The sequence below is a fragment of the Stenotrophomonas sp. Br8 genome (assembly GCF_014763005.1).
Classification (GTDB): domain Bacteria; phylum Pseudomonadota; class Gammaproteobacteria; order Xanthomonadales; family Xanthomonadaceae; genus Stenotrophomonas; species Stenotrophomonas lactitubi.
In genome coordinates this window covers 490914-513780 of the sequence record NZ_JACGTN010000003.1, presented here as the reverse complement: position 1 = coordinate 513780, position 22867 = coordinate 490914, and the positions used below count along the sequence as shown (strand labels likewise).

The window sequence follows — 22867 nt, the reverse complement described above, 5'->3', positions numbered from 1 at the left end:
GTCCCCATCAGACGCGCCTGCGCCGCAAATTGCCGTGACGCAATTGTTCAGCCCGCGTGGCGGGCGTGCCAGGCGTGCATCGCCAGCTCGAACGAGCGCAGACGCGCGCGGTGGTCGTACAGGTTGGCGGTAAGCATCAGTTCGTCGGGCTGGTGGCGTTCAACGAACGCTGCAATGCCGTCGGCCACCTGCTGCGGATCACCCAGCACGGTGCACGCCAGCGCCCGCTCCACGCCCAGCTTCTCGTGCGGTTCCCAGAACGATTCGATGTCATCGATCGGCGCCGGGATCTTGCCCGGACGGCCGCGCCGCAGATTGACGAAGCTCTGTTGCTGGCTGGTGAACAGCCGGCGCGATTCGGCCTCGCTGTCACTGGCCACCACGTTCAACGCCAGCATCGCGTGCGGTTGCTTGAGCGTGGCCGAAGGGCGGAATTCGCGGCGATACACCGCCAGCGCTTCGTCCATGGAATCGGGCGCGAAGTGCGAGGCGAAGGCGTACGGCAGGCCCATCGAGGCGGCCATGCGCGCGCCGAACAGGCTGGAACCGAGGATCCAGGTCGGCACCCGCAGGCCGCCACCCGGTACCGCCTGCACCGCTTGGCCGGGCTGCACCGGTTCGAAGTAGTGCAGCAGCTCGCGCACGTCCTGCGGGAACTGGTCGGCGCTGTCGAAATAGCGGCGCAGGGCGCGCGCCGTCGGCTGGTCGGTACCCGGTGCACGACCCAGGCCCAGGTCGATGCGATCCGGGTACAGCGAGGCCAGGGTGCCGAACTGCTCGGCCACCTGCAGCGGCGCGTGGTTGGGCAGCATGATGCCGCCGGCGCCGACACGAATGCGTTTCGTACCACCGGCGACATGGCCGATCAGCACCGCGGTAGCGGCACTGGCGATGCCAGGCATGTTGTGGTGTTCGGCCAACCAATAGCGGCGGTAGCCCAGCGCATCGGCATGCTGGGCCAGCTCGAGCATGTTGGCGAAGGCGGCAGTGGTATCGCTGCCCTCGCAGACCGGGGCCAGGTCGAGGATCGACAATGGGATCATCAGGCGGTTTTCCGTCACAGGATCCCCTGTTGATGGGGTCGCCCCGCCCCGGCGGCCAGTGCCGGTAGCGGGACGCTGATTCCTGTGGGACGGATTCAGCGCCACCGGACTGTGTAGAGCCGAGCCCACGCTCGGCTGCATTTCCCCGGTGCACAGCAGCCGAGCGTGGGCTCGGCTCTACACAAGGCGGGTCAGAACGCGCTGGGGCGCGGCGCAGCCAGCGGTTCGTCCACCAGCGGCTTCAGTTCGGCATCCAGCGCCACGCGTTCGTCGAACACGAAACAGCGGCCTTCGTAGCCCTCGCCGCCCACTTCCTCGAAGTAGCCGAGGATGCCACCATCGAGCTGCAGCACGTTGTCCATGCCGTCGTTGAGCATCCACAGCGCTGCCTTCTCGCAACGGATGCCGCCGGTGCAGAAACTGACCACAGTGCTGTCCTTCAGTGCCTCGCGATGAGGCGCCAGTGCTTCAGGCAGATCGGTGAACTTGTGGATGGGCAGAACCAGCGCATCCTTGAAGGTGCCGTACTCGATCTCCTGCAGATTGCGCGTATCGAGCATCACTACCGGCTTGCCGGCATCATCGTGCCCCTGCCGCAGCCAGCGCTGCACGGTGGCGGGATCGATCGCCGGCGCGCGCGGGTAGTCCAGCGGCTGGCCATCGTCCCGGCGGAAGCTGATGATCTCGTCCTTGACCTTGGCCTTCAGCCGCGCGAACGGCTGGTGCTCGCTGAAGCTGGTCTTGACCCGCATGTCGGCGAAGCGCGCATCTGCACGCAGTTCCGCGTAGAAGCCATCGATAGCAGACGGTGCCCCCGCCAGGAACAGGTTCAGCCCCTCGCCCGCCACCAGGATCGTGCCCTGCAGGCCGGACGCCTCGGCACGCGCCTGCAGCTGGTCACACAGGGCCTGCGGAGCGTCGATGACGGCGAAATGATAAGCAGCGGTATTGGCGATCATCCCGCCATTTTACCGCCTGACCGCCCCCGTATCAGCCTCCACCGTTCATCCACGCATGGCGTGGATCTACAGACGCCGGAAACTGTCGAAGGCGGGGCAGTGTGGGTTTGCGGGGTGTGAGCCGCATGGATGCGGCGACCAAGCCCCCATGGACGGGTTCACGGCGGCCCCGCAAGCCCACACTGCCCCGCCATCCCACGGAAAGCCGCTTGTGATGTTGCTTGAATGCCTCTGCGGGTGCCGGGTGCAACCCGGCCGAACACCCCTACCCCCGCAGCAGCATGAACGGCAACAGCACCAATGCCGCCGCCACCGCCATCCCCAGCAGCACCAGCACCACGAACCCAGGGCGACGCCGGAACAGGCTGCCAAAGGTCTCGGCAGTACCATCGCGCAGGGCCTGCTCGCGCTCGGCGCGTACCCGTACGCCGCGGGCCGCCTGGTACTCGGCCATCAGCGCCTTGGCACGCGGCTGGTCGGTATCCTCGCGCAGCCACAGGCCACCATTGGAGATGCCCCAGGGGCTGGGTTCGGTGCGGTACCAGGCGATGCCATGCTGGTCGAGCAGCGTGCAGACATCGGCATATTCGTCGTTGCCGACATTGCGCAGATTGAGCAGGAGTTTTGCCATGTGCCCATGATACCCGGCGCCGATGCGCTAACCTTGCCGCCCTTGACTCATCACCAACGGAGACGCCGATGCGCCGCCTGCTGCTTCCCCTGCTGCTGTCCCTCGCCGCCGTTGGTTGCTCGTCGGAACCGCCTGGCCCGCCCCCGGGAGGCACCATCGCCGCTTTCGAGCGCATCGATACCCAGCCCGGCACCGGCGCCGAGGCCGTGCCGGGCCAGAAGGTCAGCGTGCATTACACCGGCTGGATCTACGACGAGCGCGCCGACAACAAGCACGGCAAGACCTTCGACAGTTCGGTCGAACGCGGCGAGCCGTTCACCTTCACGCTGGGCGCCGGCCAGGTCATCCGCGGTTGGGATGAAGGCGTGGCCGGCATGAAGGTCGGAGGCAAGCGCACGCTGATGATTCCGCCGGAATTCGGCTATGGCGACCGCCAGGTCGGCCCGATCCCGGCGGGTTCATCGCTGGTGTTCGATGTCGAGCTGCTCAATGTCCAGCAGTGAAGTACGCCCGCCGCGCCGCGTCGCCGTCATCGGCGGCGGCCCGGCGGGGTTGTTTGCCGCTGAGAGGCTGCGCGCGGCTGGGATCGACGTTGATCTGTACGAGGCCAAGGGCTCGCCGGGCCGCAAGTTCCTGATCGCAGGCAAGGGTGGGCTCAACCTCACCCATTCCGACCCGCGTCCGCTGTTCGACAGCCGCTACCGCGAGCAGGCCGCCAGCGTCGGCCAATGGCTGGACGGCTTCGACGCACAGGCGCTGCGCGACTGGGCAGCAGGCTTCGGCGTGGAAACCTACGTCGGCAGTTCCGGCCGCGTGTTCCCGGTTGACCGCAAGGCCGCACCGCTGCTGCGCGGCTGGGTTCGCCGGCTGAAGGAACAGGGCGTGCGCCTGCACGTCAACCATCGCTGGCTGGGCTGGAGCGAAGACGGCGCACTGCGCTTTGCCACCGAGACGGGTGTGCTGGACGTGCGCGCCGACGCGACCGTGTTGGCGCTGGGTGGCGGAAGCTGGCCGCAGCTCGGCAGCGACGGCGCATGGGTTCCGGTATTGCAGGCCCGCGCCGTGGATGTCGCGCCGCTGCAATCGGCCAACTGCGGATTCGACGTGGCGTGGACACCGTTCTTCGCACAGCGCCATGCGGGCGCGCCGCTGAAGCCGGTTGTCGCACATTGGCATGGCCTGGACGGTGAGCCCCGCTCGCTGCAGGGAGAATGCGTGGCCAGCGAGTACGGTATCGAAGGCAGCCTGATCTACGCCCTGTCGGCCGACCTGCGCGACACCATCAACCGCGACGGCCACGCCACTTTGTGGCTGGACCTGGTTCCGGGCCGCGACGAGGCACGCCTGCAGGCCGATCTCTCGCAGCCGCGCAAGGGCCGCAGCTTCGGCGAGCACCTGCGCCGCCAGGCTGGGCTGGACGCCGTGAAGACCGCACTGGTATTCGAAACGCTGGGCAAGGATGCCGGCAACGATCTGTCCGCCGTAGTCACCACATTGAAGCGCCTGCCGTTGCGCCTGCTGCGCCCGCGACCGATGGCCGAGGTGATCAGCACGGCCGGTGGCGTGCGCCTGGATGCGCTGACCGATGGATTGATGCTGCGTGCCGTGCCGGGCGTGTTCTGCGCGGGAGAGATGCTGGACTGGGAAGCCCCGACCGGTGGCTACCTGTTGACGGCGTGCTATGCCAGCGGACGGCGCGCGGCAGAGGGCGTAACGGCGTGGTTGGCCACGCGTTGATCAACGTGCGGTAGCGCCGGGCACATCAGGCTGCCCGGCGCATTTTCACCGAAGCCAATGCCACGCCACTGGGATGCGGATACAGTTCCTCGCGTTCGGCAACGAAGCCCTGCCGCTGGTAGAACGGCACGGCATTGAGCGAGGCCGACAACACCACCTCGCGCATTGGATCGGCCAGGGCCAGCAACCGCTGCATCAGCGCCTGGCCAATCCCCTGCCCGCCCTGAGCCGGATCGACGAACAGCGCGTCGATCTCGTTGCCCTCGGCATCGAGCACACCGAAACCCAGCACCTCGCCCCGATCATCCTCGGCGACGACACAGCCACCCTGCCCCAGCAGCCGCGAATACTGCACCGGCGGTGGCGATGCCGACCACGGCGCGATCACCTCTGGCGGATAGTGGCTGCTGCACAGCTCACGTACGCAGCGCGTTCGCAGGGCCCACAGCGTGCTTACATCATCGTTGGTGCCGGTCCTGAACTGCATGCAGCCTCCGTATGTTTCTGGCTTTCGTACAGCCGAGCACCGGCTCGGCTCTACTACGCGATCATCGCGACTTGCTGGCCCGCAGCGCCTGGATCTTCGGCGGCGGCTGGAAGGAATCACTGCGCGCATCGGCCCAGAACGAATGGAACACCGCGTGGTCGGGCACCTTGTGCAGCAGCTCGCCCGGCTCCAGGTAGCGGTACAACGAAGCCAGCGAACGGATCTCGACCGGCGACACCCGGCGCAGGATGTGTTCCGGGCCAAGCTCGGCCGGATCATTCAAGCCTGCCGCACACAGCAGCTCCTTCAGCGCATGCAGGGTGTGCTCGTGGAAGCTGTACACGCGCGTAGCCTTGTCCGGTGCATCCAGATGCTTCCAGCGCGCCGGATCCTGGGTAGCGATGCCGGTCGGGCACTTGCCGGTATGGCAGCTGAGCGACTGGATGCAGCCCAGCGCGAACATGAAACCGCGCCCTGCATTGCACCAGTCAGCACCCATCGCAATGGTGCGGGCGATATCGAACGCGCTGGTTATCTTGCCGGCCGCGCCGATACGGATGTGCTCGCGCAGGTCCAGGCCAACCAGGGTGTTGTGCACCAGCAGCAACGCCTCGTGCATCGGCACACCCACGTGATCGACGAACTCGGCGGGTGCCGCACCGGTGCCGCCTTCGGCGCCATCGACGACGATGAAGTCAGGCAGCAGACTGGTCTCGTGCATCGCCTTGGCGATGCCGAACCATTCCCACGGGTGGCCGATGGCCAGCTTGAAGCCGACCGGCTTGCCACCGGACAACTCGCGCAGGCGGACGACGAATTGCAGCAGTTCAACCGGTGTGGAGAACGCCGAATGGCGTGACGGAGAAACACAGTCCACGCCCATCGGCACGCCACGCGTCACCGAGATCTCGGCCGTCACCTTCGGCGCCGGCAGCACGCCGCCGTGGCCCGGCTTGGCGCCCTGCGACAGCTTGATCTCGATCATCTTGACCTGCTCGAGCGCGGCGTTGATGGCGAAGCGTTCCTCGCTGAAGCCGCCCTTCTCGTCACGGCAACCGAAGTAGCCCGAGCCGATCTCCCAGACCAGGTCGCCGCCCATCTCACGGTGATACGGTGAAATCGAGCCTTCGCCGGTGTCGTGGTAGAAGCCACCGCGGCGCGCGCCTTCGTTCAACGCGCGGATCGCGTTGGCCGACAGCGAGCCGAAACTCATCGCCGAGATGTTGAACACGCTGGCCGAATAGGGTTTGGCACAGTTCGCGCCGATCAGCACGCGGAAATCGTGCTTGGCGATGGTGGTCGGCGCCAGTGAATGGTTGATCCATTCGTAGTCCACCGCATAGGTGCTGCGCAGGGTGCCGAAGGGCACCGTATCCATCTGGTTCTTGGCACGCTGGTAGATCAGCGCGCGCTGCTGCCGCGAGAACGGCACATCTTCCAGATCGCTCTGCACGAAGTACTGGCGGATCTCCGGGCCGATGGATTCCAAGCCGTAGCGGAAGTGCGCCATCACCGGATAATTGCGGCGCAGGGTGCTGCGCTTCTGCAGCAGGTCCCAGGTCCCCAGCGCCACCATCGCAGCTGTTAGGCCGACGCCCCAATACCAGGCCGGCCAGATCGTGGCCAGCCACAGGCAGATCGGAAACATCAGGATGGCGAGCAGGTAGACGATATACCGGTGCATGGCGTTCCTCGGTTGCAACTGCCCCCGAGTCTACCGCGCAAGCACCTACAGGCGATCGTCGACCACGCTGCGCGGCCAGGCAGACTTCACGTCGTAGACCAGTCCACCGGGCGCCAGCAGGCTGCGGATATGGGCATCGTCCATCGCCTTGAAGCTCTCATGAGCCACCGCCAGCACCACTGCGTCGTAGCTCCCCGCCGTCGGCTCAGCCAGCCAGTTCACACCCTCGTCCGCCAGTGCGGCCGGCCCCACCCACGGATCGCTGACGTCCACCTGCGCGCCGCCGTCGGCCAGCCGCTGGGCCAGTTCCAGCGCGCGACTGTTGCGCAGGTCCGGGCAGTCCTCCTTGAAGGTCACGCCCAGCACCAGGATGCGCGAGTGCGCCGGTGAGCGACCGCGTTCGGCCAGCATCGCCAACACACGATTGGCCACATGTTCGCCCACCCGGTTGTTGACCTGCCGCGCGGTATGGATGAGGTCGGGGTGGTAGCCCACGCTTTCGGACTTGTGCAACAGGTAGTACGGGTCCACGCCGATGCAGTGGCCTCCCACCAGCCCCGGACGGAACGGCAGGAAATTCCATTTGCTGCCTGCCGCGTCGAGCACATCCTGGGTGTCGATGCCGAGGCGGTCGAAGATCAATGCCAGCTCGTTGACCAGCGCGATGTTGACGTCGCGCTGAATGTTCTCCACCACCTTGGCCGCTTCGGCGACCCGCATCGACGGCACCGGGAAGGTGCCAGCGGTGATGATCCGCTGGTACAGGCCGTCGACCACCGCAGCCACCTGTGGCGTTGAACCGGACGTGATCTTGCGGATGTCGGCCAGGCGCCGTTGACGATCGCCAGGGCTGACCCGCTCTGGGCTGTAGCCGCAGTAGAAATCCTCGTTGAAGCGAAGGCCCGAGCCCTGCTCCAGCAGTGGTACGCAGACTTCTTCGGTGGTGCCTGGGTAGACGGTGGATTCGTAGATCACCAGATCACCGGCGCGAAGATGGCTGGCGATCAGTCGCGTCGCCGAGCGCAATGGCTCCAGATCGGGCTGCTCGTAGGCATCGATCGGCGTGGGCACGGTGACGATGTACACGTTGCAGGCGTCCAGCTGCGCCGGATCGCTGCTGTAGCGCAGCAGCGACGCGCTGGCCAGTTCGTCCGGCTCCATCTCCAGCGTATGGTCCTGCCCGCCAGCCAGTTCGGCGATGCGCGCAGCGTCGATGTCGTACCCCAGCGTGGGCAGCTGCCGGCCGAAAGCTACCGCCAACGGCAGCCCGACATACCCCAGGCCGATGATGGCCGGGGACGGCATCTGTGCTGCGCCGATCGGCGCGCTCACGCGCGGCGTCCAGCAGCTGGCGACGGTGTCCAGTGGGTCATGCGAGGGTCCGGGTGCAGGCAAACATGCCGACAAGATTAACCGCGGCAGCGCCGCCAGACCACGCCAGACTCAGGATCCAAGGCTGACGGCGGCCGGCTCGAGCTCGCCGTGCCCTCCCGTCCAGGCCCGCAACAACAGGCAGAAGCCATGATCCGGGGGATTCTGCTCCAGGCTGAAACCATTCCACGGGGCCGCCACGATGCTGGCCAGCGTCGCCGCATCCACCTGCCGGTTGGCCATCGTCCAGCGCGGAAACCAGCGGCTCTGGATCGGGCCTGCGGCAAGCTGGGTGATGCTGCCGTGGCGCCGCGCGTTGCCGATGCGCGCGTGCACCGAGGCCAGCCCATCGCGTGGGCCTTCGATGTACTGCAGGAAACGGCTGCCATCGAACATCAGCACCCCGGTCACTCCGGCCATGCGATTGAACGCGGTCGCATCGGCCAGCAGCGCATCGAGCTCAGGCACGTCCAGTCCCTCCCTGGCCGTGCTGACATAGGCGTACGCATGCAATGGCATGTCCATCACTCCCCTCCTGAGTGCAGAGGAATATGACAGGAAGCACGAGGACTTCAAGCGTTGGCTATTCCGGCGGCGCCTCGACCTGGTAGCCGCGCTGCACCAGTGCATCCAGATAGCCTTCGCCCAGCAGCAGGCTGACCGGCACCGTCGCGAACGTGCCAGCGTGATGGGTCAGCGCCGCATCCACGCCCTGCAGCCAGCGTGTGCGCACCTGCTGTGGCATGTCGCTCCAGCCACGCCTGCGCACGAAGGCCGAATCCTGCAGCAGTTCGCGGCAGGTCTGGGCCATCGCCGAGCCCGACAGCCGACGCAGTGCGGCGACATCGCCGAGTGCCCAGGCATTGGCCCGCTCACGCAACACCGGCGCCTGGAATTCCACGGTGTCGAGCGTGCGTTCGAAGCACGCACGGTCATCGACTTCGGTGGCCTGCAGTTCCTTCAACGTGCCACGGATGTCGTCGACCTTCAGCTTCACCTGCACATCTTCCGGCGTCAGATCGCGGGCCTTGTAGGCGCGCCCGAGCGCTTCCTTCACCTGCTTGCCGTCACGCAGGCCGTTGCGCTTGAGGAACGCCTGGTACAGGCGACCGGAGGCCACCAGCGGACGGTCCTTTTCCACGCCACGGTCATTGCCCATGTAGGTCTGTTTCAGCCCCAGCCAGCGTGCGTACGTTGCCGCCGGCAGGATCTGATCCAGCGTGCGCCCCTGCGGATCGCGAGCGGTCTTCATCGCCAGCGGAAGCAGGGTCAGGCCCTTGAACACACCGATCTTCGCATCGAGGCTGAAACCCGGATCGCCCAGCACATGGTCGACACCGGCGATGGTCCGTTCGACTTCATCCGAGCGCCATTGCACGCCGCTTGGCAACGGCGAGACCGTTCCCAGGATCCACAGCACATGCCCCTGTGGAGCGGTCACCTTCCAGAGCCCGGGGCCGGGTTGTTCACCGGTCACCTGCACCGTGTCCATGTCCACCACCGGGCCAGTGGACGCTGGTGCCTGCTGCGCGGCGGCCGGGCCTATCGCCAGCATCAGCCCCAGCACGGCACTGCATCCGATCCATCGCTTGCCACGTGCACGCATATCGCCATTCCCGGAAACGTTGGCGGACTGTACCCAGCCCCGCGCCCGACTGCGTAAAAGCAGCGTTAGCCGGCGGCAGCGGCGGCGATTCCGTTACAATCGGCGCGCGCTGCAGGCCCGGATGGCGAAACTGGTAGACGCATCGGACTTAAAATCCGCCGGGGGAAACCCCATGCCGGTTCGATTCCGGCTCCGGGCACCACTGCACGTTCCAGGGAGACTTCGCGTTTACAGCGATTCGCCAAAAATCGGCAAAGAATCAGCCGCTTGGACTCGCACAAGAATCCGCACACACCCCGATTCGCCCGGACCTGCCCGGACCTGCCCGGCTACTCTCCCCAGAGTTTCCCCATATGATGCGGCGATGGGCAGCATCCAACGATCAGGGAACAAGTGGCGCGTGCAGGTTTACGTGGCGGGCGTTCGCGACTCCACTACCAAACACACAAAGCAGGAAGCTGCGAAGTGGGTTCCCGAGCGCGAGGCCGAGTTGCGTCCTGCGTTGGGCGCCGCCGTCATGCGACTACCGGCGGCGCTTTTACCTCAACGCAGCAGAAGCTGCGCCTTGGCCATCTCAACCGTCTGAACGGTCACGCTGAGCGCGCATGGTCCGGGGCCCGAGGCCATTGTGAATGTGGCCAGAGCACCTCCAATAGTGGTGCCGACAAGCGAATTGGCCTGCGGGTCGTGCGGAACCTGAAGAACAAGCAGATTGGGATACTGCGACAGAAGAGTTCGCGTCGAGATGCAGCCTCCGCGAAGGTCGAATGAGAGTTCTTCCAGCTTTCCCGCAGGATCGAGTTGTAGCGCAACATTTGTTCCGGTGAGTCGGTCACCTATAGCCAGGCCGGATACTTCCCCGTCAGGCAGACGGTCCTGCTCCAGCGCAACAGCACGCTTGACGCTTTCCGCACCCGCCACGGCGGCAAATGAGAGTTGTTCCACCTTCTTCCACAGAGCCTTCTGGTCTTCACGAGAAGCTGGCTCTGAGGGCTTCGGAATGGATAGATCCGTGCCCACCGCTCGCACGTGCAAGGGCACCACATGAAGTATCACCAACGCCGACAGGGCGGTGAGAATGCTGGTCTTCATAGTTCAGACCTCCGTGCCATAAAGGCATTGTACGCCCACGTTCTCGTCGTACCATCTCCCATATAAGGTTCGATAGTTTTTGCCTGTCAATGAATTGGTGTTGTTGTCGCAGAAGCTGCTTCCAACCCTTTCGTCAAGCGTCTCACCTCCGGCCAATATGATTGCCTGTAGCTGTGAGGAATTTCTCGACCTCGCGCACGGACGTCGGCCACACCCACACCACGACCAGCGGCGGCATGGCTGCTCGTCGCAATGCTGGCAATCGCTGAGGCCTGCGCTCAGATCGCCCGCGAGTAGCGAGGCTGCTCCTGGGCGACACGCAGATAGGGATCGAAGCACATCGCCAGCAGGCGCAGCAACGGCCGTCCGGGCTCGCTGGTGCGCACCACGCCGTCGCGGTACTCGGCCAGGCCATCCTGCTGCAGACGCTGCACGGCCTGCAGGTCTTCGGCGAAGTAGGCCTCGAAGTCGATGCCATGGCGCTGCGCCAGTGACGTTCCGTCCACTTCACCCTGGCACATCAACTGCTGGATCAGCTCGGCACGCAGCTCGTCGTCGGCACTGAGCGCGACGCCGCGCCAGACCGGCAGTTGCCCCTGGTCCACTGCGTTCTCCCACGACGGCAGGTCGCGCGGATTCTGGCTGTAGGTGGCACCCACATGGCTGATCGCACTTACGCCAAGACCGATCAGATCGGTGTCGGCATGGGTGGTATAGCCCATGAAATTGCGATGCAGCTGGCCGGCGCGCTGGGCACGCGACAGATCCTCTTCCGGCAATGCGAAGTGGTCCATGCCGATGTACTGGTAGCCGGCTGCGGACAGGCGCTCCACCGCCAGGCCCAGCAGCGCGAGCTTGTCTTCCGGCGAAGGCATGCGGCTTTCGTCGATCTGCCGCTGCGCGCGGAACAGGTGTGGCAGATGCGCATAGCCGTACACCGCCAGTCGATCCGGACGCAGCGCCAGCACCAGTTCCAGGGTACGGCCGAAGCCCTCCAAGCTCTGCCCAGGCAGGCCGTAGATCAGATCGACGTTGACCGAACGCATGCCGCTGTCGCGGCACGCGCGCAGGATGTCCAGTGTCTGCCGCACGCCCTGCACGCGGTTGATCGATTCCTGCACCTGCGGGTCGAAATCCTGCACACCCAGGCTGGCGCGGTTGAAGCCGAGCCGAGCCAGCATCGCCACGTCACTGGTATCGATGAAGCGCGGGTCCAGTTCGATGGAAAAATCACGCTGCGATGAATCGCTGAAATCGAAGCGCCGGCGCAGGCCTTCGACCAGCGCAGTCATCGCATCGGCATCCAGGAAATTCGGTGTGCCACCGCCGAGGTGCAGCTGGATCACTTCACGGCCGTCGGCGAACTGCGGTGCCAAAAGGTCTGCCTCGGCCAGCACGCGTGACACGTAACTGTGGCCACGCCCGCGGTCGCGGGTGATCACCCGGTTGCAGCCGCAGTAGAAGCAGGGGCTGGAGCAGAACGGCACATGGACGTACAACGACAACGCACGCGCCAGCGGGTTGCTGTCGGCGATCGCCTGGCGCAGCGCCGGTGCATCGAAGCCGTCGTGGAAGTGCGGTGCGGTGGGATAGGAGGTGTAGCGCGGGCCGGGCCGGTCATGCCGACGCAGCAGATCGGGATCGAAGGTCCAGGCCAGGCCACCGGCAGCGGGAGAGAACGTGTCCATGGCGCCAGCATCGCGCCAAGCCAGGCGGTGCGCCTTGACCCAGATCAATCCTTGGCGGGGGCGCCCAGCACCGGCAGCATGACCTGCGGCCAGCGCAGCATCTGGTAGCGGCGCCAGAAGGTTTCGGCGATGCGGGCGGCCACATCGTCGGCCAGCGCCTGCATCGGCGGGTTGTTGCATTCCGCCGTGGTGATGTGGAACAGCACCAGCCAGCGGTCGAACAGATCCTTTTCCAGATCGATCGCCATGTGCTTGGACATCGGCGAACCCTTGAACCGGCGCGTCCCGCGCAGCATCGCCGACCAGAAATCCACGAGCTGGGCGAGGTGTTCCGGCCAGTCTTTCACGTGACCTTCGAACACCGGCCCCAGTCGCTCCTCGTCACGCACGCGCGCGTAGAAATCGTGAACCAGCCGGGTCACTTCCTCCTCGCTGCACAGCTCTGGTGAAGCAACGGGAATATCGGTCTTGGGCGTTGCGTTCATCAGGGCACCAAATGCGGATCGGCAGTGTGCCGCAGGCCGCCACCACTACTGTTGATCCAGATCAATGTCAGCGCACGGGGGCGCACCTAGGCTGGCACGCTTGCAGGAAGCATGCCCTGCGGATGCTGCGCCAACCACGGCGAAGTATACGCGCCGCCCTCTTCTTCAACCCGAACCCGCATGAACACACCGTTTTCCAGCCGCCAGCGGCGTATCCAGCAGTGGGGCGCAGTCCTGTGGCCCAGCTTCATCGCCGCCGGCCTGGCGTGCGTGGTGTTCTTCGCCTTCGTCGATCCACTGCGGCTGCAGGCAATCAGCTTCCCGGGTACGGCCATCAGCCGTGAGCTGGGCTACACCGCAGGGTTCTTCATGTTCTGGGCCGTCACCGCACTTTCCAGCGCGGTGACCGGCTACCTGCTGCGGCCGATGCCGAGCGAAGAGGATGAGGAGCCACTGGGATGAGCGTCGCCACTAGCCCGCCACCGCACCCATGGCGTTGGCGCCGTGCGCTGGGCCTGGCACTGCTGATCCTGTTCCATGCCCTGCCGTGGCTGCAATGGAATGGGCGGCAGGCCCTGCTGCTGGACCTCAACGCGCGCCGCTTCGACCTGTTCGCGTGGACCCTGTGGCCGGATGACATCGGCGTGCTGCTGGGCCTGCTGGCGGTGATGGCGGTGGGTCTGGCCCTGCTCACCCATCTGGCCGGCCGCGTGTGGTGCGGGCATGCCTGCCCACAGACACTGTGGACACGGGCCTTCGATGGGATCGCGCAGGCCCTGGCCCGCGTCCTGCCCGCGCAGGCAGCGCGGCCGCTCACCCACGTGGTCTGGTTGCTGCTGTCGCTGTGGACCGGAATCACCTTCGTAGGACTGTTCAGTCCGATCCGCGAACTGGTCGCCGGCGCGTTCGATGGCAGCTGGAGCGGCTGGGAGACCTTCTGGGTGCTGTTCTATGCCGGCGCCACCTGGGGCAACGCCGGGTTCCTGCGCGAACAGGTGTGCCGATCGCTCTGTCCGTTCGCGCGCATGCAGCCGTTGCTGACCGACCCGCACACCCCGCGCATGCTGTATGACCCACGCCGTGGCGAGCCACGCGGCGCCCGCCCGCCGGCATTGGGCGGTGTGCTCGGGCGCGGTCGTGGCCTGCTCGACCCGACCACCGCGCAGGACTACGTTTTCCGTGCCGCACATCCACTGCTGGCCGGACCGATGCCGACCTTCAGTGCGGATCGGCTGGGCGACTGCATCGATTGCATGGCCTGCGTACGCGCCTGCCCGATGCAACTGGACATCCGCCATGGTCCACAGGCCGATTGCCTGGCCTGCGGCGCCTGTCTGGAAGCCTGCACCCGGCAGCAGCATCAGGCGGGCTTCGGTCCCGGCCTGGTGCGCTATTGCAGCCCGCAGGTGATGGCAGGCCAGCCGCGCCGGTGGTGGCGCCCCCGCACCACTGTCCTCGCATCGATGCTGCTGGCGCTGTTGGCCTGTGGCGTCTGGCGCCTGTTCTGAGTCAGCCCGGGTCGCCCGGGCGCGGCGGTACCAGCTGGGCGCGACGGACGATGCCCAGTTGTTCGATGATCAGCGCCATTTCGTTGGTGACATCGGTCCGCCCGGTCCCCTGCGGAACCAGACGATCAAGCACCTGCTGGTAGGTATCCCAGAACGCCGGACCGCATCCGTGTTTGTGATAACTGGCTTCCAGTTCGCGGCGTACCCGTTCAGCCAAGCCATGCATGCCGTATTCCATACGACCTCCGTTTGACTTGTTCTGCATCGTTGACGGTCGACCAATTCACTTGCGAGCTACTGAAAGACTCCCGGCCTTCACAACCGGTTGATGCCAATTAGTCATAGATTTCACGACACGTCAATTACAGGGCACGACTTTCGCGATTGAAATTATTAATCGTTCATGAAAGGCCGTGACGAAGGGGATCGGGAATCTCCGTGCCGATGTCGACACTGCTCGCCAACGAACCCGGGTGCCCATCACAGATCAGGCCATCGCTGCGAGCGGGGGCGATCGATTCTGCCTATATTGCTAAGCATGCTTAGCAAATTGACCTTAGCGGTCTGTCTGCGACAGCCTTGGACGCATCTCAAGCGGTTTCATCGTTCGGGTCCTGATCCAGAGGGAACAGCGCCGGGTACCGCTGCTGCAGGATGTAGCGCCTCAGCGGCGGAATGGGAAAGCCTCTGGGCCATTGCGAGACAGCGGATCTGCTGATTCCAAACAGCTTGGCGAGCTCTGCGTCGGTGGAAAAGCCCAGCCGCGTGCGGACCTGCCGCTTGCTCCAGAATTCGTCCATTTTCGATCCCTTTCATCATCAAACTTATTCTTGCGCCAAGGCCTCTTTCGATTCCACGCGTTAAGCTGGCTTGCATAGATGAATACTCTTGGACAACGACTCGCGGTCGCCATGAAGGACGCCGGGCATGCACGCCCGGCCGACCTGGCGCGTGCCGCCGAAACGACGACGGCAACGGTCAGCAACTGGCTCAACGACCACGTCAAAGCCAACCACGTGAAAGCCGAACAGCTGTTCCGCATCGCCGATGCGGTGAAGCTGGACCCGCGGGAGCTGCTGTTCGGCCCGTTGGGACGGGGTGTCGGCGAACGCGGCACGGCCTACATGCACATGCCCAGCGAAGCCCATCTGGATGTCTGGCAAGCGGCCTATGAGCTGGTCGCCCACATCCTTGCCGAGCGAGGCCTGGAGGTCGGCTACCGGCGTGAGGCCACGCTGGGGCTGATGGCCCATGACCTGCTGATGGAGGGCGTCAGCCGCGGCAAGGTCGCACGCGTGGTGATGACTGCCCTGCCCTGACCCATCGCGCGCTGGTAGCATGGCTGCCGATGGGGATGGGGCTCCCCCGATAACCGCCTGAGATGGCTGATGGCTCCTGCTGCGACGAACCCGGCGTTCGTCGATGGCAGGCATTGCCCGCCATTGCGTACGCCGTCGAACCTGCGAACACGCACTCGAGGCAAGCAATGCAGACGTTGAACAACTATGTGCTGGTATTCCTGGGCGGCGGTGTCGGCGCCTGTCTACGTCACGCCTGCAATCTGATCGGCGCCCGCGTCGCCGTCGGCAGTTCGTGGCCCTGGTCGACCTTTCTGGTCAACATCAGCGGCGCCTTGCTGATGGGTGTGGTGGTGGAGGCATTTGCCCTGCGCAACGGCGCCTCGCCGCAACTGCGCCTGCTGCTGGCCACCGGCATTCTTGGCGGCTACACCACGTTCTCCACCTTTTCCCTGGAAACCGGCCTGCTGCTGCAGCGGGGCCAGCATGGCCTGGCCGCACTCTACGCGGGCGGCTCGGTAGCCCTGGGCCTGGCCGGGCTGTTCGCCGGCATGAAGCTGACCCGGCTCGCGCTGGGGTGACACTCAACCGGCAGCGACGCGCGCCTGCCCCCGCCACTGCCGTGGCGATTGCCCGGTGTGCGCCTTGAACGCTCGCGACAACGCCGCCTCGCTGCCATAGCCGACCTCGTCGGCGATCCGTTTCAACGGTCGGCCCTGGCGCAACGCCTGCTGCGCCAGGCCGACCCGCCACCCCTGCAGATAATGCCCGGGGGTGGTTCCCATGGCCTCGCGGAAACTGGCGGCGAACACGCTGCGTGACATGCCTGCAACGTCAGCCAGATCCTCCAGTGTCCAGGCCTGGGCCGGTGCCTCATGCATCGCCACCAGCGCCAACCGCAGGCGTGGGTGGCCGAGCCCGGCGAACAGGCCGCCGCGCATCTCGCCCCCCTCCATCAGCTGCCGCAGCACCTGGATCATCACCACCTCGAACAGGCGGTTGACCATCACCGCTCGACCGCAACGTTGCTCGAATGCCTCCTCGAACAGCAGCTCCAGGGCGGCATGGCCGCCGTACAGATCGGCCAAGGGCAGGCAGATGAAATCGGGCAGCGCCGCACTGATCGGGTTGAGCCTGCCACCTTCGAAATGGAGATTGGCGCAGGCCATGTCGGCGCCGTGCTGGGGATCGGTATGGAAGCGGTGCGGCATCGGGCGCGGATACAGCAGCAGGCTGGGAACATCGACCTGCACCGTCTGCCCGCCATGGCTGACCTGCAATGGACCGCGCCGCACCAGATGCAGCTGGCCGGCCTCGCCCTCTCCTTCGAGACTGTTGATGCCACACAGCGCGCCGGCATGGAACACCGAGGCGGTGACTGCGAAGCGTTCGAGCAGGATGGCGAGACGATCGGCCATGACGGGACTCCAGGTCAAACGAAAGGAGACAGATATGCCAGATCGTATCGGATTCGACCCTGCTGTGCGCGGCACTGGCCGCCGTGCCGGGGCGGCGCTATACAAGCGACACATCCTGCCGGCAAGCCGGCAATTGATCGCACCGAGGGGCAAAGCCAATGCCAACCACACCCGCCCCAGCGATGCCCAGGACACGCACGCTCCACCGACTCGCCCTGGCATTTGCCCTGCTGCTGCCGCACCCCCTGCTGTCTGCCGCGCCCGCAGCCACGCCGCGCACCTCCAGCGGCGAACTGCAGGGCGCACGCTGGCGCCTGGACGTGCCCGCCGGCTGGAACGGTGAACTGGTGATGCTGGCGCATGGCTATGAGCCAGTCGGCTCGCCGCAGCCTTCACCGATGCCGGCCAACGACAGCACCGCCGGCCTGCTTGCAGCGGGCTACGCCGTTGCCCAGAGCGCCTATGGCAGCCAGGGCTGGGCAGTGGCAGATGCGATCGACGACATGGAACGCCTGCGCGTGCAGGCCCTGTCCGAATTGAAGGACGTACATCGCACCTGGATCCTCGGCTTTTCGATGGGTGGCGCAGTAGCCATCGCCACCCTCGAACGCCTGCCGCAGCACTACAGCGGCGGCGTGTCGCTGTGCGGCGCCAACCTGCCCGGCGAGCAGTTGGCCAATGACCTGCTGACCACACTGGTGGCGTTCGATTATTTCTTCCCCGAGGCCGAAGGGCTGCCCCGCCAGGGGCTGGCATCGGCAGAAGCGGCGGCGCTATCGCAGATGCCGCTGTATCAAGGCATCGCTGCCGCGCTTCAGACTCGACCGGCCGTCGCTGCGCAACTGGCCACACGGCTGCAGGTAAGCGCCGAGGCATTGCCGGGCACGATCAGCCTGCACGCGATGATCCTGCACGAACTGGCGAAGCGCGCTGGCGGCATGCCGGTCGGCAACCTTGCGACGGTCTACCGCGGATTCGGTGACGACAACGCGTTCAACGCAGGCGTGCAGCGGCGCGCGGCGGTCACGCTGGCACAGCGATATATGCGCGGCAAGCTGGCATTGACCGGCGCGGTCAGGCGACCGCTGGTGATCCAGTTCAACAACAATGACACGAGCATCGTGCCGCGCATGCAGACGGTGTATCCGCAACTGGCCAGGCGCGCAGGTGCAACGGCATTGTTGCGCGTCCTGCCTGTGGTGGGCGAAGGCCACTGCGGCTTTACGGATTCACAGGTAGTCGAGGCGCTGAGGGCAGCAAGAACGTCGTTGTGATCCGCACCTTGCCGCAGCGCACCAGGCGTGCCGGGCAACCACTGCTATTGTTGCCTCGCCCATTGAAGGGCAGACAAAGGACTGACGTGATGATCAAGACGACCTTGAAGACCATGATGTTCCTTGCTGTAGCAGTTTCAGGTTTCGCATTCGCTGCCGGCACCTGCGAATTCTGCGACCTGAAGTATCAGCAGTGCCTGCGTGCCACCCATAATCCCGGTGGCCCCACTTCTGCACAGTGCGACCTCCAGTATCGCCTCTGCAGGGAAACGGATTGCCCGTCGCCCTGACCTGCACTCCGGCCGGCTCCCAGCCCGGGAGCCGGTTCGCGCCTTCCGTTGCTGTCGGTGCCGTCCGCACCGGCGACAGATCCAAGCGTGGCAATGGCCGAACGGATCAGTGGCCGAGCGTACCCATGGTGAAGGTATACCCGGAGCGCATGAGGAAGTCGCGCATGCGCAGCTCGGCGCGGCGGGGCGACGGAAGATCCGGCGGGCCATACAGCGCATAGACCACGCCAGCGCCCTCGATGCGCTCGCGGCGCACATCACAATGACGGCTCTCCGAGGCGAGGACCCAGCCGTCCTTCAGTTGATCGGGGCCGATGGACTGCCCGTTCTTCAACCGGAATGTAAGCCAGCGCACATCTGCGGTGGATCTGCTCATTGCCCGCCAGCTGCATCGTGCATGCAGCCCCTCATGTCCTTGCCTGCCATTGCTGCTCCCGAAGACCAGAACTCGACCATACCCCGTCGCCATGTCGTGGCCGGCTGAGACTGACAGGGGCACATGGTGGGTCTCAGGTGCTTAGCTCGAACAGCCTACGGAACGCTTCCTGCCCGGCGGGTGTGAGCCGCAGTTCGCGACGCCCCTCGAGGCAATGCAGCCAGCGGTTCTGCAGGAAGCTCTCCAACAGGGCTTCGCCGACCATGCCGGCCATGTGCGGGCGACGTTCGGTGCAGTCCAGGCACCCTCGGCAGTAGCGCTCGGGCTTCACCTGCGGTGATCGCGCGATCAGCTCTGCCAGCGGCTCGCCCACGGCGCGCAGGACGTCGGCGCCATGAGCCGAGATCTGCCAGTGGTCTGCCGCCGCGGTGATCGCTCCGGTGCTCAGCAGGTGGTCGGAGATGGCGACGGCGTATTCACCGGCCAGGTGCCGATAGCAGGTACGCGCCCGGCGGAAGCCGGCATCGACCCGCACGCTTCGTGGAGAGAGCGGCGGCCGTTGATCGCTGAAACGCAGGATGCCTTCCAGCATGTCGGCGACTTCGGTCGAGGCGAGCCGGTGATAACGGTGGCGTCCCTGCACCGCCACGGCCAGGATGCCGCCATCGAGCAACCGCCGCAGATGACTGCTTGCCGTCTGCGGCGAGATGCCGGCCACGCCAGCCAGCTCGGATGCCGTGTGTGCGCGGCCATCCATCAACGTCAACAGCATGGCCGCGCGTGCGTGGTCACCGACCAATGTGCCGACATTGATGAAAGCGCGGGAGGTCTGGACCATGGCCGCATTGTGGCATGCGTCCTGCCACGCATCATTCGACCTGGATCGAAGCTTCCGCGCGCTTGCACAGGGCACAGTGATCGCCCGCAACCCACAACTTCCAGCATGCGAGCAGAAGACATCCAACGCCGCTGTATCACTCCCTCCGTGCTCTATCCGGGAACGCCGGTGGTGCTGATGACCACGCTGAACGAAGACGGCAGCGCGAACATCAGCCCGCTTTCTTCATTCTGGGCGTTGGCCGACCGCGTGGTGCTCGGCATCGGCGAACAGGGCCAGGGTTGCAGCAATCTTCTGGCACGCGGCGAATGCGTCCTGAACTTTGCCGAGGCCACCCAGGCGACGCAGGTTGAAGCCATCGCCCGCGCCACCGCGCGCACCCCTGTGCCGGATTCGAAGCGTGATAGGGGCTACGTGCATGTGCGTGACAAGTTCGCACTGGGCGGCTTCACCCGCGTCGACTCGGTGCAGGTTGCACCACCGGCGATCGCCGAATGCCCGCTGCAGGTGGAGGTCGCGCTGCTTGCCTCGCATCGACCCAGCGGAACGCAGGATCAGGGCTTCATGATCGTCGAAGGACGGATCTGCCGGGTACATGCACACGAGGCGATCACCATTGCAGGTACCCAGCATATCGACGTGCAGCGCTGGGCACCGCTGATCTACCTGTTCCGCCACTATGTGGGCACCACCATTCCGGTGGCGCGCAATTTCCGTGCTGACGCTCCTTCGCAGCTGACTGCATGACAGCTGCGATCAGGAAGAAGACGCTGGCGCGTTCGAGTACTTCTCGTGCACCTCTTTTTCGCGGTCGCGACGCGCGCTCGAACAACGCTCGCGCGCTGTCGACATCTGGCTGTCGGCCGAGGTCCGTTCCGAGCTCAACGACTGCTGCAGACTGGAAATCTGCGCGCGGATGCCAGATTCGCTGGTGGCGCCGGCCAGATTGCTGCTGGCAGCAGCCAGTTGCCGGTTCAGATCGGCCACCTGCCGATTGACCGCCTGGCTGCGCGATTCGAACGGGCCATAGATGCGCGACTGCTCGCTCTGCAGGCAGTTGCGCTCGGCAATGCCGGCGTCATTCATTTCGGCAGTGCGGTAGACCGCGGTGCGGTTGGCAAGCTCGCCAACCGATTCCGATGCGGCGCGGTTGGAGCGCAGCTTCATCGGCTCCGCGCCCGCGGCACAGGCGTTCTGCGAGTAGGTGGTCTCACCGGACGCACCCTTGCACTTGTAGACCTGCGCCGATGCCAGCGGCGCGACCAGCAGCAACGCCAGCGCGATGCCAGGTTTCATGTTCATGCCAAGACCTCCTGTCCCGGGCCCTGCGGCCCGTTTGGCCATACGCTACGACTGATCGTGTGTCCGGGCAAATGCCCTCACGCCCGGCGAATCAGCGCCGGAATGAACGCAGCTCCAGCGCCGCCAGGGTGTACCAGCCGAACGCCGGCAGCAGCGCAAGGCGCTGGGTGAGGCCGCGATAGGGCTCCGGATCGAAGCCGGACATCATCAGCCACAGATAGGCCATGCCCAGCAGCGAGCTGGCGCGCGCAAACCATGCCATCCGCGTTGACGCCTGTGGGCCCAGCTCTGCGAGGAACAGCAGCGGGGTCAGGATCGAGAAGATGCCGATGCCATAGAGGCCATGCATGGGGCTGCCGATGGTGAAGACGCCATTGCTGACCATGGACACCCCGAACAGGGTGGAGGTGAGCGCAGTGAGCGCGAAACGGCGGCCCTGGGCGAGCAACGCAAGGCTGAAGAGGATGATGGCCGAGCCACTAGCCACCGGGCCGGCCTGCACCGCCTTGGCTTGCAGCCCCGGCAGCAGGCCAAGTTCGCTGAGGTGCTGCGAGAGCGAGTGGTAGCCGGGCACGGTGAATGCAAAAGCGATCAGTGCCAGCATCGCGCCGAGGGGGATGTACACGGCCTGCTGGATCGCCAGGTTTCGCACTGCGGTCACCACTGCTGAAGAGAAGTGCGGCGACGTTAGCAGCCGCCCCCGCCGGGTCGCATGTGCATTTTGGTACAGCCTGCCGGCGCCGGATTGCGCGCAAAGAAAAAGCCCTGATCGAAATCAGGGCTTTTCAATTGGAGGCCTCAAGCGGAATCGAACCGCTGTAAACGGATTTGCAATCCGGTGCATAGCCACTCTGCCATGAGGCCAACGTACTGCGATCAGGAACGACGCCCCTGACATGACAAAACCCCGCGATGGGGCCTGTCGGAACATGGAGCGGGAAACGAGACTCGAACTCGCGACCTCAACCTTGGCAAGGTTGCGCTCTACCAACTGAGCTATTCCCGCATAAGCCGTCATGGTACCGGAAGCCCGGGACACACACCAGCCATTTCACAACACTTTTCACTTTTCTGACTGCGCGCAAAGCCTTGTGGCTCAACGTGCCCCGCCTTGCCGTGGCGGGAGAAAAACAAGGCCCCAACCGGGGCCCTGTGTAATCTGGAGCGGGAAACGAGACTCGAACTCGCGACCTCAACCTTGGCAAGGTTGCGCTCTACCAACTGAGCTATTCCCGCAGATTCTCCGACCTGCGTCGAAGGAGCGCTATTGTGTCGAAATTCCTTCACGCCGTCAACAGCCAGCCTACCCGATGAACCCGGCCACGAGACCTCGCCATGTCCGCCTGTTCTGGCTCCTTGTCGCCCTCACCTGGCTGGCGGTGATCGCTGCACTGGTCAATGCAGGCTTCACGCCGGACTACTGGATGTTGCGGCACTTCAATGGCGGAACCCTGCCCTACCCCACCAGCAGCGTTGTCGTGTTCGCGCTGTTGAGTACGGTCGAGCTGGTGATCGCTGCGCTGATCGTGCGCCCCTGGAAGTTCGATCGCTTGTGGCTGCGACTGCTGATCGCCGTCGTGCTGCTGCTGGCGTGGACCTTCCCGTGGCTGGCATCGATGATGCACCAGCCCCCGGTACAGGGAATGCACCTGCTGTGGTTGCTGCTTCTGGACGTGGGGTTGCTGCTGGCGCTGTGCGTGGTGTCGCTGGTCAGTGCGTGGCGGGCATTGGCCAGAAGGAAGCAGGCAGCCCGCGCGCGCTCATAGAGACTCATAGAGAG

The 22867-nt window shown here is 65.3% G+C and carries 28 protein-coding genes, 4 tRNA genes and 1 riboswitch; of the genes, 11 read left to right on the top strand and 21 right to left on the bottom strand.

All coding sequences use genetic code 11. The features are described 5' to 3' along the window. Nucleotides 1-47: 47 nt before the first annotated feature. From H3005_RS03770 to H3005_RS03760, 3 genes are all read right to left on the bottom strand, one after another. Nucleotides 48-1043 carry an LLM class flavin-dependent oxidoreductase gene (locus H3005_RS03770; RefSeq protein ID WP_100552129.1) on the bottom strand — a complete coding sequence of 332 codons (996 nt, stop codon included), beginning with the start codon at nucleotides 1041-1043 and terminating at the stop codon, nucleotides 48-50. Between the two features lie 191 nt (nucleotides 1044-1234). After that, nucleotides 1235-2002, bottom strand: coding sequence for a sulfurtransferase (locus tag H3005_RS03765; protein ID WP_100552128.1), 768 nt, complete (start codon nucleotides 2000-2002; stop codon nucleotides 1235-1237). A gap of 265 nt (nucleotides 2003-2267) precedes the next feature. Continuing rightward, on the bottom strand, nucleotides 2268-2633 hold the full coding sequence (locus H3005_RS03760; protein WP_100552127.1) for a DUF6164 family protein: 366 nt from the start codon (nucleotides 2631-2633) through the stop codon (nucleotides 2268-2270). 68 nt (nucleotides 2634-2701) lie between these two features. Between H3005_RS03760 and H3005_RS03755 the strand changes: the two genes are divergently transcribed. Further along, entirely contained in the window at nucleotides 2702-3136 is a 435-nt protein-coding gene (locus H3005_RS03755; RefSeq protein ID WP_100552126.1) for an FKBP-type peptidyl-prolyl cis-trans isomerase, read from the top strand. Beyond that, a complete protein-coding gene (locus tag H3005_RS03750; RefSeq protein WP_100552125.1) occupies nucleotides 3123-4370 on the top strand; it encodes a TIGR03862 family flavoprotein in 1248 nt (415 codons plus the stop codon). The genes H3005_RS03755 and H3005_RS03750 overlap by 14 nt, the downstream gene beginning before the upstream one ends. Before the next feature lie 25 nt (nucleotides 4371-4395). On the opposite strand, the gene H3005_RS03745 is transcribed toward H3005_RS03750, so the two are convergent. The 5 genes from H3005_RS03745 to H3005_RS03725 all read right to left on the bottom strand — a co-directional run bounded on the left by H3005_RS03745 (nucleotide 4396) and on the right by H3005_RS03725 (nucleotide 9518). Further along, the gene (locus H3005_RS03745; protein WP_191077593.1) at nucleotides 4396-4857 is read right to left on the bottom strand and encodes a GNAT family N-acetyltransferase; all 462 of its coding nucleotides are present in this window, start codon (nucleotides 4855-4857) and stop codon (nucleotides 4396-4398) included. Nucleotides 4858-4918: 61 nt separating this feature from the next. Continuing rightward, nucleotides 4919-6541, bottom strand: coding sequence for an FMN-binding glutamate synthase family protein (locus H3005_RS03740; protein ID WP_100552123.1), 1623 nt, complete (start codon nucleotides 6539-6541; stop codon nucleotides 4919-4921). Between the two features lie 45 nt (nucleotides 6542-6586). Continuing rightward, on the bottom strand, nucleotides 6587-7873 hold the full coding sequence (locus tag H3005_RS03735; RefSeq protein WP_100552122.1) for a nucleotide sugar dehydrogenase: 1287 nt from the start codon (nucleotides 7871-7873) through the stop codon (nucleotides 6587-6589). A gap of 111 nt (nucleotides 7874-7984) precedes the next feature. Continuing rightward, the gene (locus tag H3005_RS03730) at nucleotides 7985-8437 is read right to left on the bottom strand and encodes a BLUF domain-containing protein (protein WP_223880017.1); all 453 of its coding nucleotides are present in this window, start codon (nucleotides 8435-8437) and stop codon (nucleotides 7985-7987) included. Nucleotides 8438-8495: 58 nt separating this feature from the next. Then, entirely contained in the window at nucleotides 8496-9518 is a 1023-nt protein-coding gene (locus H3005_RS03725; RefSeq protein ID WP_100552121.1) for a TraB/GumN family protein, read from the bottom strand. 115 nt (nucleotides 9519-9633) lie between these two features. Here H3005_RS03725 and H3005_RS03720 point away from each other — a divergent pair. After that, nucleotides 9634-9720 (top strand) — tRNA-Leu (locus H3005_RS03720). Between the two features lie 341 nt (nucleotides 9721-10061). Here H3005_RS03720 and H3005_RS03715 read toward each other — a convergent pair. The 3 genes from H3005_RS03715 to H3005_RS03705 all read right to left on the bottom strand — a co-directional run bounded on the left by H3005_RS03715 (nucleotide 10062) and on the right by H3005_RS03705 (nucleotide 12783). Next, the gene (locus H3005_RS03715) at nucleotides 10062-10610 is read right to left on the bottom strand and encodes a hypothetical protein (protein ID WP_100552120.1); all 549 of its coding nucleotides are present in this window, start codon (nucleotides 10608-10610) and stop codon (nucleotides 10062-10064) included. Between the two features lie 278 nt (nucleotides 10611-10888). Then, nucleotides 10889-12298 (bottom strand): oxygen-independent coproporphyrinogen III oxidase, encoded by a 1410-nt coding sequence (gene hemN, locus H3005_RS03710; protein ID WP_100554082.1) that lies wholly within the window; start codon nucleotides 12296-12298, stop codon nucleotides 10889-10891. Nucleotides 12299-12342: 44 nt separating this feature from the next. Then, complete coding sequence (locus tag H3005_RS03705; protein WP_100552119.1) at nucleotides 12343-12783, bottom strand: group III truncated hemoglobin; 441 nt, start codon at nucleotides 12781-12783, stop codon at nucleotides 12343-12345. 180 nt (nucleotides 12784-12963) lie between these two features. On the opposite strand from H3005_RS03705, the gene H3005_RS03700 reads away from it, so the two are divergent. Both H3005_RS03700 and H3005_RS03695 read left to right on the top strand, forming a co-directional pair. Continuing rightward, complete coding sequence (locus tag H3005_RS03700) at nucleotides 12964-13245, top strand: hypothetical protein (RefSeq protein ID WP_100552118.1); 282 nt, start codon at nucleotides 12964-12966, stop codon at nucleotides 13243-13245. Then, nucleotides 13242-14291, top strand: coding sequence for a 4Fe-4S dicluster domain-containing protein (locus tag H3005_RS03695; protein ID WP_100552117.1), 1050 nt, complete (start codon nucleotides 13242-13244; stop codon nucleotides 14289-14291). The genes H3005_RS03700 and H3005_RS03695 overlap by 4 nt, the downstream gene beginning before the upstream one ends. Nucleotide 14292: 1 nt before the next feature. On the opposite strand, the gene H3005_RS03690 is transcribed toward H3005_RS03695, so the two are convergent. Together H3005_RS03690 and H3005_RS03685 are read right to left on the bottom strand one after the other, a co-directional pair. Beyond that, entirely contained in the window at nucleotides 14293-14529 is a 237-nt protein-coding gene (locus tag H3005_RS03690; RefSeq protein WP_025875165.1) for a hypothetical protein, read from the bottom strand. Between the two features lie 352 nt (nucleotides 14530-14881). Continuing rightward, the gene (locus H3005_RS03685) at nucleotides 14882-15091 is read right to left on the bottom strand and encodes a helix-turn-helix domain-containing protein (RefSeq protein WP_100464659.1); all 210 of its coding nucleotides are present in this window, start codon (nucleotides 15089-15091) and stop codon (nucleotides 14882-14884) included. 78 nt (nucleotides 15092-15169) lie between these two features. On the opposite strand from H3005_RS03685, the gene H3005_RS03680 reads away from it, so the two are divergent. Both H3005_RS03680 and crcB read left to right on the top strand, forming a co-directional pair. Continuing rightward, entirely contained in the window at nucleotides 15170-15610 is a 441-nt protein-coding gene (locus tag H3005_RS03680) for a helix-turn-helix domain-containing protein (protein WP_223880016.1), read from the top strand. A gap of 22 nt (nucleotides 15611-15632) precedes the next feature. After that, nucleotides 15633-15696: riboswitch (Fluoride riboswitch) on the top strand. Nucleotides 15697-15777: 81 nt separating this feature from the next. Further along, the gene (gene crcB / locus H3005_RS03675; RefSeq protein WP_100552116.1) at nucleotides 15778-16170 is read left to right on the top strand and encodes a fluoride efflux transporter CrcB; all 393 of its coding nucleotides are present in this window, start codon (nucleotides 15778-15780) and stop codon (nucleotides 16168-16170) included. 3 nt (nucleotides 16171-16173) lie between these two features. Here crcB and H3005_RS03670 read toward each other — a convergent pair whose 3' ends face one another. Continuing rightward, on the bottom strand, nucleotides 16174-17007 hold the full coding sequence (locus H3005_RS03670; protein WP_100552115.1) for an AraC family transcriptional regulator: 834 nt from the start codon (nucleotides 17005-17007) through the stop codon (nucleotides 16174-16176). Between the two features lie 182 nt (nucleotides 17008-17189). Here H3005_RS03670 and H3005_RS03665 point away from each other — a divergent pair, with 182 nt between their 5' ends. Further along, nucleotides 17190-18281: a hypothetical protein gene (locus H3005_RS03665; protein ID WP_100552114.1), complete on the top strand. Its 1092-nt coding sequence runs from the start codon at nucleotides 17190-17192 to the stop codon at nucleotides 18279-18281. A gap of 89 nt (nucleotides 18282-18370) precedes the next feature. Beyond that, entirely contained in the window at nucleotides 18371-18571 is a 201-nt protein-coding gene (locus H3005_RS03660) for a hypothetical protein (RefSeq protein WP_100552113.1), read from the top strand. A gap of 106 nt (nucleotides 18572-18677) precedes the next feature. On the opposite strand, the gene H3005_RS03655 is transcribed toward H3005_RS03660, so the two are convergent. Both H3005_RS03655 and H3005_RS03650 read right to left on the bottom strand, forming a co-directional pair. After that, the gene (locus H3005_RS03655) at nucleotides 18678-18947 is read right to left on the bottom strand and encodes a hypothetical protein (RefSeq protein ID WP_089240177.1); all 270 of its coding nucleotides are present in this window, start codon (nucleotides 18945-18947) and stop codon (nucleotides 18678-18680) included. A 133-nt stretch (nucleotides 18948-19080) separates the two neighbouring features. Beyond that, on the bottom strand, nucleotides 19081-19719 hold the full coding sequence (locus H3005_RS03650; protein ID WP_263407382.1) for a winged helix-turn-helix domain-containing protein: 639 nt from the start codon (nucleotides 19717-19719) through the stop codon (nucleotides 19081-19083). Nucleotides 19720-19962: 243 nt separating this feature from the next. Between H3005_RS03650 and H3005_RS03645 the strand changes: the two genes are divergently transcribed. Further along, nucleotides 19963-20532 (top strand): flavin reductase, encoded by a 570-nt coding sequence (locus H3005_RS03645; RefSeq protein ID WP_243381708.1) that lies wholly within the window; start codon nucleotides 19963-19965, stop codon nucleotides 20530-20532. 9 nt (nucleotides 20533-20541) lie between these two features. On the opposite strand, the gene H3005_RS03640 is transcribed toward H3005_RS03645, so the two are convergent. The 5 genes from H3005_RS03640 to H3005_RS03620 form a co-directional block, all read right to left on the bottom strand. Further along, the gene (locus H3005_RS03640) at nucleotides 20542-21087 is read right to left on the bottom strand and encodes a DUF4124 domain-containing protein (protein WP_223880015.1); all 546 of its coding nucleotides are present in this window, start codon (nucleotides 21085-21087) and stop codon (nucleotides 20542-20544) included. 91 nt (nucleotides 21088-21178) lie between these two features. Then, the gene (locus tag H3005_RS03635; protein ID WP_100552110.1) at nucleotides 21179-21748 is read right to left on the bottom strand and encodes a DUF998 domain-containing protein; all 570 of its coding nucleotides are present in this window, start codon (nucleotides 21746-21748) and stop codon (nucleotides 21179-21181) included. A gap of 129 nt (nucleotides 21749-21877) precedes the next feature. Beyond that, nucleotides 21878-21951: transfer RNA gene (locus H3005_RS03630), tRNA-Cys, on the bottom strand. Between the two features lie 66 nt (nucleotides 21952-22017). Further along, nucleotides 22018-22093 (bottom strand) — tRNA-Gly (locus H3005_RS03625). A 154-nt stretch (nucleotides 22094-22247) separates the two neighbouring features. Then, nucleotides 22248-22323: transfer RNA gene (locus H3005_RS03620), tRNA-Gly, on the bottom strand. 74 nt (nucleotides 22324-22397) lie between these two features. On the opposite strand from H3005_RS03620, the gene H3005_RS03615 reads away from it, so the two are divergent. Continuing rightward, nucleotides 22398-22853 (top strand): hypothetical protein, encoded by a 456-nt coding sequence (locus tag H3005_RS03615; RefSeq protein ID WP_100552105.1) that lies wholly within the window; start codon nucleotides 22398-22400, stop codon nucleotides 22851-22853. Nucleotides 22854-22867: the final 14 nt, after the last annotated feature.

Excerpts from the sequence above, each read along its gene's own strand:
- H3005_RS03770 (WP_100552129.1), bottom strand. The coding sequence starts at position 1,043 with ATGATCCCATTGTCGATCCTCGACCTGGCCCCGGTCTGCGAGGGCAGC.
- H3005_RS03765 (WP_100552128.1), bottom strand. The coding sequence starts at position 2,002 with ATGATCGCCAATACCGCTGCTTATCATTTCGCCGTCATCGACGCTCCG.
- H3005_RS03760 (WP_100552127.1), bottom strand. The coding sequence starts at position 2,633 with ATGGCAAAACTCCTGCTCAATCTGCGCAATGTCGGCAACGACGAATAT.
- H3005_RS03755 (WP_100552126.1), top strand. The coding sequence starts at position 2,702 with ATGCGCCGCCTGCTGCTTCCCCTGCTGCTGTCCCTCGCCGCCGTTGGT.
- H3005_RS03750 (WP_100552125.1), top strand. The coding sequence starts at position 3,123 with ATGTCCAGCAGTGAAGTACGCCCGCCGCGCCGCGTCGCCGTCATCGGC.
- H3005_RS03745 (WP_191077593.1), bottom strand. The coding sequence starts at position 4,857 with ATGCAGTTCAGGACCGGCACCAACGATGATGTAAGCACGCTGTGGGCC.
- H3005_RS03740 (WP_100552123.1), bottom strand. The coding sequence starts at position 6,541 with ATGCACCGGTATATCGTCTACCTGCTCGCCATCCTGATGTTTCCGATC.
- H3005_RS03730 (WP_223880017.1), bottom strand. The coding sequence starts at position 8,437 with ATGGACATGCCATTGCATGCGTACGCCTATGTCAGCACGGCCAGGGAG.
- H3005_RS03725 (WP_100552121.1), bottom strand. The coding sequence starts at position 9,518 with ATGCGTGCACGTGGCAAGCGATGGATCGGATGCAGTGCCGTGCTGGGG.
- H3005_RS03715 (WP_100552120.1), bottom strand. The coding sequence starts at position 10,610 with ATGAAGACCAGCATTCTCACCGCCCTGTCGGCGTTGGTGATACTTCAT.
- hemN (WP_100554082.1), bottom strand. The coding sequence starts at position 12,298 with ATGGACACGTTCTCTCCCGCTGCCGGTGGCCTGGCCTGGACCTTCGAT.
- H3005_RS03705 (WP_100552119.1), bottom strand. The coding sequence starts at position 12,783 with ATGAACGCAACGCCCAAGACCGATATTCCCGTTGCTTCACCAGAGCTG.
- H3005_RS03700 (WP_100552118.1), top strand. The coding sequence starts at position 12,964 with ATGAACACACCGTTTTCCAGCCGCCAGCGGCGTATCCAGCAGTGGGGC.
- H3005_RS03695 (WP_100552117.1), top strand. The coding sequence starts at position 13,242 with ATGAGCGTCGCCACTAGCCCGCCACCGCACCCATGGCGTTGGCGCCGT.
- H3005_RS03690 (WP_025875165.1), bottom strand. The coding sequence starts at position 14,529 with ATGGAATACGGCATGCATGGCTTGGCTGAACGGGTACGCCGCGAACTG.
- H3005_RS03685 (WP_100464659.1), bottom strand. The coding sequence starts at position 15,091 with ATGGACGAATTCTGGAGCAAGCGGCAGGTCCGCACGCGGCTGGGCTTT.
- H3005_RS03680 (WP_223880016.1), top strand. The coding sequence starts at position 15,170 with ATGAATACTCTTGGACAACGACTCGCGGTCGCCATGAAGGACGCCGGG.
- crcB (WP_100552116.1), top strand. The coding sequence starts at position 15,778 with ATGCAGACGTTGAACAACTATGTGCTGGTATTCCTGGGCGGCGGTGTC.
- H3005_RS03670 (WP_100552115.1), bottom strand. The coding sequence starts at position 17,007 with ATGGCCGATCGTCTCGCCATCCTGCTCGAACGCTTCGCAGTCACCGCC.
- H3005_RS03665 (WP_100552114.1), top strand. The coding sequence starts at position 17,190 with ATGCCCAGGACACGCACGCTCCACCGACTCGCCCTGGCATTTGCCCTG.
- H3005_RS03660 (WP_100552113.1), top strand. The coding sequence starts at position 18,371 with ATGATCAAGACGACCTTGAAGACCATGATGTTCCTTGCTGTAGCAGTT.
- H3005_RS03655 (WP_089240177.1), bottom strand. The coding sequence starts at position 18,947 with ATGAGCAGATCCACCGCAGATGTGCGCTGGCTTACATTCCGGTTGAAG.
- H3005_RS03650 (WP_263407382.1), bottom strand. The coding sequence starts at position 19,719 with ATGCTGTTGACGTTGATGGATGGCCGCGCACACACGGCATCCGAGCTG.
- H3005_RS03645 (WP_243381708.1), top strand. The coding sequence starts at position 19,963 with ATGACCACGCTGAACGAAGACGGCAGCGCGAACATCAGCCCGCTTTCT.
- H3005_RS03640 (WP_223880015.1), bottom strand. The coding sequence starts at position 21,087 with ATGAACATGAAACCTGGCATCGCGCTGGCGTTGCTGCTGGTCGCGCCG.
- H3005_RS03615 (WP_100552105.1), top strand. The coding sequence starts at position 22,398 with ATGAACCCGGCCACGAGACCTCGCCATGTCCGCCTGTTCTGGCTCCTT.